Here is a 10911-nt window from a genome sequence, read left to right on the forward strand (position 1 = left end):
ACTGATCTATTCAACCAAATTTCCTACGACCCCGCGGTTTTCCTGGTGAGCTTTTAAACAGATCTACTCTGCGGCGACAACCCTTGGCGGCGGAAGCGCCCTGGGCTACCGTGGCCGTTGCCGTTTCCCCCGCCCGAGGCCGCTCCGTGAGCCACCGCCCCGACCGCCCGATCGCCGATCCCGCCGACGACCGCCTGGGGCGCGACGGCTTCGTCGCCCGCCTTGCCCGCGCCCTCGTCACCCCGGACGGCCGGGCCAGCGGTGTCGTGGTCGGCCTCACCGGCCCCTGGGGCAGCGGCAAGTCGTCCCTCCTCAACCTGCTGGAAACCGAGATCAAGGCTGCGGCACAGCGGAACGGATGGCCCGAGCCGGTGGTGGTGCGTTTCGACCCCTGGCTGGTGTCAGGCCGCGATGACGTCATCACCCAGTTCTTTGCCGAGCTGCTGGCGACGATCAACGCGGTGGGCACCGCCAACGGCCGGCACGGCGATGCGTTGCGCGACCTGGGCGCCAAGCTGGCCGACTACGCCAAGGACCTGGCGCCGGCCGCCAGCCTGTTCAGCGTGGTGCCTGGTGTCGGCGCGGCGGCCGCCGGCGCCGTCAAGGTGGCCGAAACCTTGCTGACCCGCGATCGCTCCCTGGCGGCGCAGCACCGCGAACTGACCGCGCTGCTGGCCGGGGTGGCGGTGCCGATCGTCGTTCTTATCGACGAGCTCGATCGCGTCGAGGACGCCGAGGTCCGCGCCGTCGCCCAGCTCGTGCGCGCCGTCGCCGATTTCACCGGCCTCTCCTACCTCCTCGCCTACGACCGCGACCGGGTGGTCGAGGCGCTGGGCGGCGGAAATTCGGATCGCGGAGCCGCCTACCTGGAGAAGATCGTCCAGCTGGAGATTCCCCTTCCCAGCGCCGTGGGTTCCGAGACGCGGGGCCTCTTCACCGCGGAGTTCGAAGGCGCGGTGTTGGCCGGCACCCTGCCGGCCGGCTGGCACTCCGATCCGCGCTGGACCCGCCTCTTGGCCATCGCCACCGACGGTCTGCTGGCCACGCCGCGCGACAGCCGGCAGGTCTGCGGCATGTACGCCGTGCTGGCGCCGATGGTCGCCGGCGAGGTCGATTGGCTGGATCTGCTCGGCTACTGCATCCTGCTGGCCAAGGCTCCGGCTGTCGTCGAGGCGATCCGCCACGAGCCGCGCCTGGTGGTGCCTGATGCACCGGTGGACCGGGAAGCCGACAGGGACTGGGCCGCCTTTTCTGAACGGGAACGGGCAAGCCCCACCGATCGGCTGGCCCGTTTGGGGGTCGCCCCAGAAACGCCGCTGGCCCGTCTTCTGGCGCTGTTGTTCCCGCGGCTGCGCAACTCATCTTTGTCGGTGCTCCTGGTAACCGCCGACAGCTTGTGCCGGTACCGTCCGCTGATGACCGTCTTGCGTCTTGGCCTGCTGCCCGGCGCCGTGGCGCGCCCCGAAGTCGTTGCTTTTCTCGCAGGCACCGACGACTCCATGCTGACGCAGCTCCGGCGGCGCCACGACGAACAGACTCTCGAGCCCTTCCTTGAGCGGCTGCAGGACATCTATGGGGACATTGGGGGCCCCAATCCCGAGCAACTCCTGCTAGTTCTCGGCAAGGTCCCGCGGGACATCGACGCTGCCGCACACGAGCGCGCCGGCGAAAGCTATACCCGAAGTCTCTGGTTCGCCGGCTTTCTGCAGCACGCGGTAATGCGCTGCGGGGCGCCGGCCGACCTCGGGATGCGTGCGCTGACCACGTTGATGGAAGCCGGTCATCTCGACGTGGTGGCGACCGTGTTGCGCGGGCAAGTCTTCTCATATGGCCTGTTCGGAGAACAGCAGCAGGACGCCACCGGCGCATGGCTCTCCCCTGAAACCGTCGAGCGTCTGTGTCATGTGCTGGTCGATGCCATAGTGATTCACTGGCAGGCTGGAACCCTCCTGTCGGCGATCAGCACACCGGAGCCGCTGTTCCTGGCAAACAATCTGAATCGCTGGGACGCGGACTGCCGCGGAGGCCTGACGGAACGGATTCGGGTCGACGATGAAGCACTTCGCGCCGTCACGCTCATATTCTTCAGCCATGGAATGCTCCCTTTCGCCCACTTGAACCACTATCTGGACGCCGCTCTCTTGTTGGAACGTCTGGCGGCCGTCGTGGACACGGATGCGGCATGGTGCCAGCGAGCCCGTACGGCCCGGGCGCGGGCTCAGCACTGGCTCGCGCGTCGATGACGATCGAAGCCGCTATCCTTCCAACTGCTCCGGCGTATGCGATTCCCTTCGCTCACCTCCCCACGCTGAGCGGCGCCGCCGTAGAACGCCTGCGCGCCGCCATCGCCCGACCTATGGCCGCGGCGACCCGCCGGGCGCTGCTCGGAGACGGACGGATCTTCGTGCGCTGGTGCGCCCAGGCCGGCCACGTCGCGCTGCCGGCGTCGCCGGCGACCGTGCGGGCCTTCCTCGCTGCCGCCCGCGCCGCTGGCCGCAAGGACAGCACGTTGCGCCGCTACCGCAGCTCGCTCGCCTGGTGGCACGCCGCCGCCGGCTTCGCCAATCCCTGTGCAGGAACCCCTGGCACCGGAACGGCTGTCGCGACGGTGCCGATCCCGCCGGATGACGCCATCCTCGGGCGCCTCGACGCCTACCTGGCCCTGGCCCAGCGCGCGATGGCCCTGGCGACGCTGCGCGCGCTGCGCGCCGACGCCCGGGTGTTCGCCACCTGGTGCGCGGCGCGTTCCCTGTCCTGGCTGCCGGCGGCGCCGGAGACCGTGCAGGCCTTCGTCGACGACCTCGGGGCCAGCCGGCGGCCGGCGACGGTCGCCCGCTACCTCGGCTCGCTCGCCACGCTGCACCGCGCCGCCGGCGCCGCCAACCCCTGCGATCACTGGCGGGTCCAACTCGCCCGCAAGGCGCACCGCCAGGAGCAGGGCGCCCGCCAACGGCAGGCCCGGCCGCTCGGCGACGCCGAGCTGGCCGCCATCCTCGACCGCCTATCCACCGGTGAGGGCGCCGCGCTCCCGTTGCGCGCCTTGCGGGACCGGGCGCTGCTGCTGGTCGGGCGCGACACCCTGGCCCGCGCCGACGAGTTGGTGGCGCTGCGCTGGGCCGACCTGGAGCCCGTCGATCCGGACGACCTGGCGGCCGAGCCCGGCGAAGGGACGATCCTGATCCGCCGTTCCAAGACCGACCAAGCCGGCGAGGGCGCCATGGCCTGGCTGTCGGTGGAGGCGATGGCGGCGCTCGCCGCGTGGCGTGGCGCCATCGCGGTGGCGCTCGACCCGACCACCGGCGCCACCGCCGGCGCCGGAACGTTCCTGTTCCGCAGCCTCGCCCGGCGCGGCTACGGCGAGCGGATGAGCCCGGCGGCGGTCCGGCGGGTGGTGGCGGAGCGGGCCGCCGCCGCCGATCCGCTGGCCGCCGGCATCACCGGGCACAGCCTGCGCGTCGGTGCTGCCCAGGACCTGCTGGCCGCCGGCGTCGACCTCGCCGGCTTGATGCAGGCCGGACGCTGGAAGTCGCCGCAGATGCCGGCGCGCTACACCGAGCGCCTGCGCGCGACGCGGGGAGCCGTGGCCCAGGTGCGCCGGGCGCGAGGATCGGCTGACACCTGATGGCCCATCCAAGATGGGACCTGCAGGGTAGGATCGATTGCGGGTATGAGGTTGCCGAGCGCCAAGGATATCACGGACGCGGAGCGGCGCTTTCAGGAGCACGTTGGATGAGCCGACGAGGCATTGCACGGGCTTTCTCACCGTTGCGCCGAAGGCTGCGCTGTACGCTGCGGCTCGCGATGCGCGGGAATCGCAGGCACGGCAGTTCGCCCAGGAACTGGCCGGACAAGCCGCGAAGATGCTTCAAGCCGTTGCCCTGCGATATCCGCAGATAGACGCCCGGTGCCCGCTTCGGTTCCCCAAGAAAAAAGGCGCGGTCCCGAAGGGACGCGCCTGATCTGGTTGTCTTGCCCGAACGCGTTTACCAGCGTCCGGCGCGGGCCTGCGGTCTGCCCTGGCCGCCGTCGCGCTGCCACGGCCTCGCTCCGCCGCGAATGGCCGGGCGGCCCGCCGGCCGGCCGGTGCCGCCGGAGAAGGAACGTTGCGGCTCCATGCCGGAGATCGTATGGATCGCCAGCGTCGCCCCGGTGAAGCGTTCGATGCGGGACAGGGTCTCGCGGTCGGCGCGGGAGGCGAAGGACACCGCGATGCCTGAGGCACCGGCCCGGCCGGTGCGGCCGATGCGGTGGACATAATCCTCGGCCGAGCGCGGCAGATCGAAGTTGATGACGTGGGTGATGTCGCGCACGTCGATGCCGCGGGCGGCCACGTCGGTCGCGACCAGCAGACGGACCTGGCCGGTGCGCAGCCGCTGAAGGGTGCGGTTGCGCTTGGACTGGTCCATGTCGCCGTGCAGGGCAGCGGCGGCATGGCCGGCGGTGCTCAACTCCTCCGCCAGTGCGTCGGCGTCGCGCTTGGTCGCGGCGAAGATGATCGCTTTGCCGACTTCATCCTGGCTGGCAAAGTGCATCAGCAGCCGGCGCTTGTGGTCCATATCGTCGGTGTGGTGCAGTCGCTGTTCGACGTTGATCGCGGTCGCCTGGCTTTGGACGGCGACGCGTTCCGGGTTGCGCAGCAGCTTGCCGGCGAGTTGACTCATGCGGCGATCCAGCGTGGCCGTGAACAGCAGCGTCTGGCGGCCGGCCTTGCAGGCGTCGGCGATCCGCTCGACGTCATCGAGGAAGCCCATGTCCAGCATGCGATCCGCCTCGTCGAGGATCAGCGTCTCGACGGCGCTGAGGTCGATGCGCTGACGTTCGATGTGGTCGATCAGGCGGCCGGGAGTCGCCACCACGACGTGCACCGGGCGCGACAGCATGCGAAGCTGCTCGCCGTACGGCATGCCGCCGACCACATCGATGATGTTCATGCGCAGCGGCTTGGCGTATTTGCGCGCCGCTTGGGTGACCTGGCTGGCCAGTTCACGCGTCGGGGCAAGCACGAGGATGCGCGGAGCGGCGACGGCAGGAGGGGGCAGGTCGGCCACGCGGGTCAGAGCCGGCAGCATGAAGGCTGCGGTCTTGCCGGTGCCGGTTTCGGCGGTGGCGAGAATGTCGCGGCCGACCAACGCCGGAGGGATGGCCGCCGCCTGAACGGGCGTCGGCGTGATATAGCCATGCTCACCCAGAACCTGGGCGATTTTGGAATGAATGCCGAGATCAGCAAACGTCTGTTCGGAAACGAAATTTTCGGACAAGGAGTGGGGCCTTCCACAAGCATGACGGCGCAAAGCGGACCATGCCCCCGGTTGGGGAACAGTCAAGCGCCGGCGATCTCGCCAGGAGGAGGTCGAAAGAGGGAGTTGCGACTTGCTGAGGAGCGCGGCAGGGTGCCACGCCAAGAAACCTACCGCGTCTCTCTCAAGAGACGTTTTAAGCCTCCAGCGATCAATATCTATAGAATAAGACATGACGCCGTAATATCAAGGTCATTCGGCAATCAGGAGCGAAACCAGACGCTTGTCAGCCATGCACAGGCTTTTCCGCATCGGTGGTGGCGACTTGGAACCCGATGATCACGGCTTTCCTCAGCGTCTGTTTTTTTCATCTCCCGCCATCCGGTCCGGAGCCATTCGGCGTCTGGACCGGACGGCTTTGGCGGTGCCGCCTGGACACCGCCTTCTGGACACTGCGGACCGTCAGCGAGCCCTTGCTTTTCGGGCTGCATAGCGGGCGTCGCGGGCAGCCTTCGCCTCCACGCCCATGGCCACTTGGCGCGCGGCCTGCTCGGCGGTTTCCTGAGCCTCCAGCGCCTCGCGGGCGGCCCGCTCGGCCTGTTCCGCTTGCAGGGCCTCCTGCTCGGCAGCCTTGCGGGCGTCGCGCGCCGCGTTGCGCTCGGCCTCGCGAGCCTCACGGGCGATGCGTACGGCCCGCCGGGCCTCTTCCCGCTCCGCAAAGGCCAGATCGTTCAAAGTCGATTGCGCCTTGAACTTCTCAAGCAGGGCCTTTTTTGCGCCCGCAGCCGTGCTCAGACGCTCGGAAAGCCCTGCGTTTTTAAAGCCGTTCATGTTTTTCCATTTCGTGAATCCGGCCGTGCCCCGGAACAGGCCGTCAGGCAAATCTTGTATCGGTCACGGTCGCCGAAGGCGGTGATGCTGCACCGGCTATGGGGAGGGGCGGCGGCGTCGTTTCTGGATCCCGGTACAAAAAAAGGGCGGCCGGAGCCACCCTTCTTTCCCGAACCTGCCACACTCAGAGTGCGCGCAGATTCTCGGCGGCAACCTTGCCACGGCGAGGGTCGCGAACCGCGTCGAAGGACAGCTTCTGGCCCTCTCCGAGGTTGCTGATCCCGGCACGCTCGACGGCGGAGATGTGGACGAACACGTCAGCCGTGCCATCTTCCGGCTGGATGAAGCCGAAGCCCTTGGTCGAATTGAAAAACTTGACGGTTCCGATGGCCATGGGTCAGTTCCCTTCCTGGCGTTGCCCGCGCAACATTGCGCAGGGCATCAATCTCACTTCGGGAAGAGACTCAAATCCTTGGACGGGATCAGAATAACAAAGCCCAGAGCAACCTCGACCAACCGAAAGTGGCGTGTGGCCTGATATCTTGCAAGCGAAAAACGCCGGTGGGCGGCCATGCGTAATTCGATTGCCGGACAATCGTCTCGATATGGGGCTCGTATTGGCGTTTTTCTCTGACGCCGAAACCACTTGCCGCATAGGGCCAACGCGAACCACCGCCACCATATTCCGAAGGCACGCAACGGAGTCGGTCAGGCGAGGTTGACGATGCCCTGATCGGTGCTGGAGCACCAGGACCGTCTGCATCCCGGCGCGGGCTGGGCACATCAACCAGCGTGCACGGTTTGCAATTGGACGCTTTCCTCAGAAAAATATCTTTATATATCAAAATCTTATGAATTCACTCCGATCGGTCACTCCTCGCAGCATCGTCGAGTTTAACTTTCAAAGAAAGTTTTCAGGAGGAAGCGACACTCTGTCAAGATAGTGGAAAGTCGAACCGTCAATTCAGAAATGGCAATGGCGTGGCAACAGATTTTACTAATCGTAGATTCTGGAGGGTTCTGTGAGGTCCCGCCGGCGCCTCGGGGTGCGGGCACGCTCCCTGGGACCTCATAGAAGCCGGATTGAATGAAACCGCGGCGGTGGCCGGCGCTTATGGGAGAAGTAGCACCCGCCCGGAACTGCTGAACGGCGCAAGAATGCCCGGGGTGAGGCTGAAATCCTCGGTGCTGTCTGCATCCGGTGCGGCCGAACCCGCCCTTGGAAGGGTAGTCCCATCGGCTGGAGCGCCGCCGAAAGCCCTTCGGGAGGCCAAGCCGGCAAAGGGCACACACCCGGCCCAGCACCGGCCGGCGAACCGGAGCAGGAGGTACGGCGGCAGCAGTGGCAGGACGGACGGCAGCGTCATGAGCTGTCGATCCCCGCCGGGGTTGGCGACGGCGCCGCCCGCGGCAGAGCGGCAATCAGCACCATGGTCCCGCCGCAGCACGGGCAGGTGTCGGGGGCATGACCGAACAGGCGGATGCACCGCTCCCGGTAGTCGTCCGCCGGCACCGCAGTGGGAGGTGCCGGTGTCGCGAGCAGGCGCCGGCACAGAGCGAGTTTGACGCCGCGATGGCCGTTGGCCAGAAAGCCGAAGTGGCGGATCCGGTGAAACCCCGGCGGCAGAACGTGGAGCAGGAAGCGGCGCAGGAACTCCTCGGCCGTGAGCGTCATCACCTTGACCTTGCCGTGGTGCCGGTAGTCCTTCCAGCGGAAGCGGATTTGGCCGTCCGTGAGGTCGAGCAGTCGGCTGTTGGCGATGGCGACGCGATGGGTGTAGCGGCCAAGATAGGCCAGCACCTGCTCCGGCCCGCCAAACGGAGGCTTGGCGTAGACAACCCACTCGATCCGACGCAGCGCCGCCACGTGGCCGGCGAAGGCCGCCGGATCGGCAAGGCCGGCCAGATCGGTGAAGAACTGGAGCGTGCCCGCGGCGAAGGCCGCGGTCAGCTGGTCCAGGAACAGTCGGCGGAACAATCGCGAGAGGACGCGCACCGGCAGAAAAAAGCCCGGCCGGCCGGATACCCAGCGGCTGCCGTCGGTCGCCGGCCCGCCACCAAGCACGATGCAATGAACATGTGGGTGGTGCTGCAGCGCCTGTCCCCAAGTGTGCAGGACAGCGATGCCGCCAGCCTCGGCCCCAAGATGACGCCGGTCGGCGGCGATGGTGCGCAGGGTCTCCGCCGCCGCGCGAAACAGGATGGCGTAGACGACCGCCTTGTTCTGAAAGGCGAGCGCGGCCACCGGCGCCGGCAGCGTGAACACGACGTGGAAGTAGGCCACCGGCAACAGCTCCGCCTGCCGCGCCGCCAGCCATTCGGCGCGCGCCAACCCCTGGCACTTGGGACAGTGCCGGTCGCGGCAGGAGTTGTAAGCGATGCGCACGTGCCCGCAGTCGCCACACCGCTCGGCGTGACCGCCCAAGGCCGCGGTCCGGCACGCCGCAAGCGCGGCCAAGACCCGGCTTTGGTCGCGATCCAGGTGGCCGGCGTGAGCGGCCCGGTATGCGGCACCGTGGCGGCGGATGATGTCCGCCACCTCCAACAGCGGCGCCCATCGTGTCCCGCTATGCTGGCGGCACCACCTCCAGGCGCAGGCGGTCGAGCGGACTGGTCGTCTTCTGGATCGTGGTCGTGGCGACCTGGGTGTACCGCGCCGTGGTCGCCAGCTGGGTGTGCCCGAGCAGAACCTGTATGACGCGGATGTCGGTGCCGTTCTCCAAGAGGTGTGTCGCAAAGCTGTGGCGCAGCGTGTGGACGGTGACGTGCTTGGCCAGCCCCGCCGCCTTGGCGGCCGAGCGGCAGGCGGCGTGGAGCACGGTCTGGTCGATGTGGTGATCCTCATCGCGGCCGGGGAACAGCCAGTGGCGCGGCTTGGCCAAGCGCCAGTAGGTGCGCAGGATGCCGAGGAGCTGGACGGACAGCATCGCGTAGCGGTCCTTGCCCCCCTTGCCCTGCTCAATGCGGATGAGCCTGCGGGAACCGTCGATGTCGGCTACCTTCAGCGTGATCACCTCCGAGACGCGCAGCCCGGCTCCATAGGCCGTCGCCAACGCGGCGCGGCATTTCAGGCTGGGCACCGCCTCCAGGAAACGGACGACCTCGTCGGCGCCGAGCACCACCGGCAAGCGCCGCGGTTCCCGGGCGTAGGCGATCCGCTCTGGGACCTCCGCCTGTCCGAGCGTGACGCCATAGAAGAAACGGAGCGCCGCGACCGTCTGGTTGAGGCTGGCCCAGGAAATGCCTTGGGAAATCAGGTGAACCTGGAAGGTGCGGACCTCGTCTAAGCCGAGCCGCTCCGGTGATCTCCCGAAAAAGCGGCTGAACTTGGCGACCGCGTGGACGTAGGACCGTTGGGTCGCCGGCGATAGATTGCGAACCGTCATGTCCTCGATCATGCGGCGGCGCAGAGGGCTCATCTCAGCCATCGGATAGCTCCTGTCGTGAGACGGGGCGGAAATGCCCGCACCCTCCAGACAGAAGCCGATCCGACTCCGTCGCCCTATACCGCGTCAGCGGTTTCGTTCAATCCCCGATTCAGATGCCCAGCAATCCGCTCTAATTGCAGGTTCGCTCTTCATTCACCGCGGTAGGAGCTATGCGGGAAAGTGGGTGATGGTCTGGTCAGGCGGCGCTCTGTGACGCGGTTTCCGTGACCTCGATGCCATCACGGAATGTGACGCCCTGGATGACCTTGGGCAACTGGTTTTCCCCCTGCAGGCGMCGCCAAGTCTTCGCGGCGGCGGTGATCAGCTTGAAGACCATCAGCTTGGCGGTCTCCTGCGAGAGCGCCCCCTTGGTGCGGACAGTCCGGTGGCGGACGGTGGCAAACACGCTTTCAATGGGATTCGTGGTCCGGACATGGTCCCAGTGCGCAGGTCCTGCTTCATCGCTGGCTGGACGGACTTGGCCACCTTGTTGAGGACGTTGACCGTCTTGTGCTGCCAGCACCGCTGGTGCCGGGTGGTCGGGAATACCTCCTCCAGCGCCTTCCAGAAGCCCAGCGCGMCGTCGGCGACGGCGAGTTCGGGGGCGGTGGTGAGGCCGCGGGCCTGGAGRTCGACCAGCAGTTCGCGCCRGCTCTGGGCGCTCTCGCGTACGCCAACTTGGAAGCCGACCAGTTCCTTGCGGCCTTCCGGCGTGGCGCCGATGATCACCAGCATGCAGTCCGCAGTCGGCTCCATGCGGGCCTGCAGGTAAACGCCATCGGCCCAGACATAYACATAGCGGCGCGCCGACAGGTCGCGCTTTTGCCAACGCACGTAGTCGACCGCCCAGTCCTCCTTCAGCCGGCCGATCACCGAGGGCGACAGGTTCGGCGCCTCCYKGCCGAGCAAGGCCCCGAGCGCCTCCTGGAAGTCGCCGGTGGAGACGCCGCGCAAGTATAGGATGGGCAACAATGCGTCCAGGCTCTTGGTCCGGCGAGCCCAGCGCGGCAGCAGCGCCGAGGTGAAGCGGATGCGTGCGCCGGTTTCCTCGGCGCCACGATCACGGACCTTGACCCGGCGCACCGGAACCGGCCCGATCCCGGTCTGGATCGCCCGCTCGGGGCCGTGGCCGTGCCGGACCACCCGGTCGCGGCCGTCCGGCAGCTTCAGGTCTCTCATCGACGCCAGAAAGGCGTCTACTTCCGCCTCGATGGCCTGCTCCAGCAGCCGACGCGCGCCGGCSCGCAGAATGGTCGTCAGCGGGTCGTCGATCTCCTCCGGCTGACGTAAGCGGACAACCTTGCTAATCTCGTCCATGGCGTATCGCTCCCTCGTGGAGGTTCTGGCAGGCTTCGTCACCCGCCTCGATACGCCGCCTTCTTCAGACCGTCATCACCCACTTTCCCGCATAGCTC

The 10911-nt window shown here is 67.5% G+C and carries 7 protein-coding genes and 1 pseudogene; 2 read left to right on the top strand and 6 right to left on the bottom strand.

What is annotated here, in order from left to right:
* Positions 1-146: 146 nt before the first annotated feature.
* Together AC1DVI_RS07700 and AC1DVI_RS07705 are read left to right on the top strand one after the other, a co-directional pair.
* Positions 147-2243 (top strand): KAP family P-loop NTPase fold protein, encoded by a 2097-nt coding sequence (locus tag AC1DVI_RS07700; RefSeq protein ID WP_476957436.1) that lies wholly within the window; start codon positions 147-149, stop codon positions 2241-2243.
* The gene (locus AC1DVI_RS07705) at positions 2240-3622 is read left to right on the top strand and encodes a site-specific integrase (protein ID WP_476957437.1); all 1383 of its coding nucleotides are present in this window, start codon (positions 2240-2242) and stop codon (positions 3620-3622) included. Before AC1DVI_RS07700 ends, AC1DVI_RS07705 begins: the two co-directional genes overlap by 4 nt.
* 361 nt (positions 3623-3983) lie before the next feature.
* Here AC1DVI_RS07705 and AC1DVI_RS07710 read toward each other — a convergent pair whose 3' ends face one another.
* From AC1DVI_RS07710 to AC1DVI_RS07735, 6 genes and pseudogenes are all read right to left on the bottom strand, one after another.
* The gene (locus tag AC1DVI_RS07710) at positions 3984-5258 is read right to left on the bottom strand and encodes a DEAD/DEAH box helicase (protein ID WP_476957438.1); all 1275 of its coding nucleotides are present in this window, start codon (positions 5256-5258) and stop codon (positions 3984-3986) included.
* 441 nt (positions 5259-5699) lie between these two features.
* Positions 5700-6119 carry a DUF6481 family protein gene (locus tag AC1DVI_RS07715; protein ID WP_476957439.1) on the bottom strand — a complete coding sequence of 140 codons (420 nt, stop codon included), beginning with the start codon at positions 6117-6119 and terminating at the stop codon, positions 5700-5702.
* A 133-nt stretch (positions 6120-6252) separates the two neighbouring features.
* Entirely contained in the window at positions 6253-6462 is a 210-nt protein-coding gene (locus tag AC1DVI_RS07720; protein WP_149222407.1) for a cold-shock protein, read from the bottom strand.
* Positions 6463-7431: 969 nt separating this feature from the next.
* The gene (locus tag AC1DVI_RS07725; RefSeq protein WP_476957444.1) at positions 7432-8616 is read right to left on the bottom strand and encodes an IS91 family transposase; all 1185 of its coding nucleotides are present in this window, start codon (positions 8614-8616) and stop codon (positions 7432-7434) included.
* Between the two features lie 19 nt (positions 8617-8635).
* The gene (locus AC1DVI_RS07730; RefSeq protein ID WP_476957440.1) at positions 8636-9496 is read right to left on the bottom strand and encodes a site-specific integrase; all 861 of its coding nucleotides are present in this window, start codon (positions 9494-9496) and stop codon (positions 8636-8638) included.
* 196 nt (positions 9497-9692) lie between these two features.
* Positions 9693-10813: pseudogene (locus AC1DVI_RS07735) on the bottom strand (IS256 family transposase).
* Positions 10814-10911: the final 98 nt, after the last annotated feature.

The sequence above is a fragment of the Azospirillum sp. P4_B5 genome, from assembly GCF_056402275.1.

Excerpts from the sequence above, each read along its gene's own strand:
- AC1DVI_RS07705 (WP_476957437.1), top strand. The coding sequence starts at position 2,240 with ATGACGATCGAAGCCGCTATCCTTCCAACTGCTCCGGCGTATGCGATT.
- AC1DVI_RS07720 (WP_149222407.1), bottom strand. The coding sequence starts at position 6,462 with ATGGCCATCGGAACCGTCAAGTTTTTCAATTCGACCAAGGGCTTCGGC.
- AC1DVI_RS07730 (WP_476957440.1), bottom strand. The coding sequence starts at position 9,496 with ATGGCTGAGATGAGCCCTCTGCGCCGCCGCATGATCGAGGACATGACG.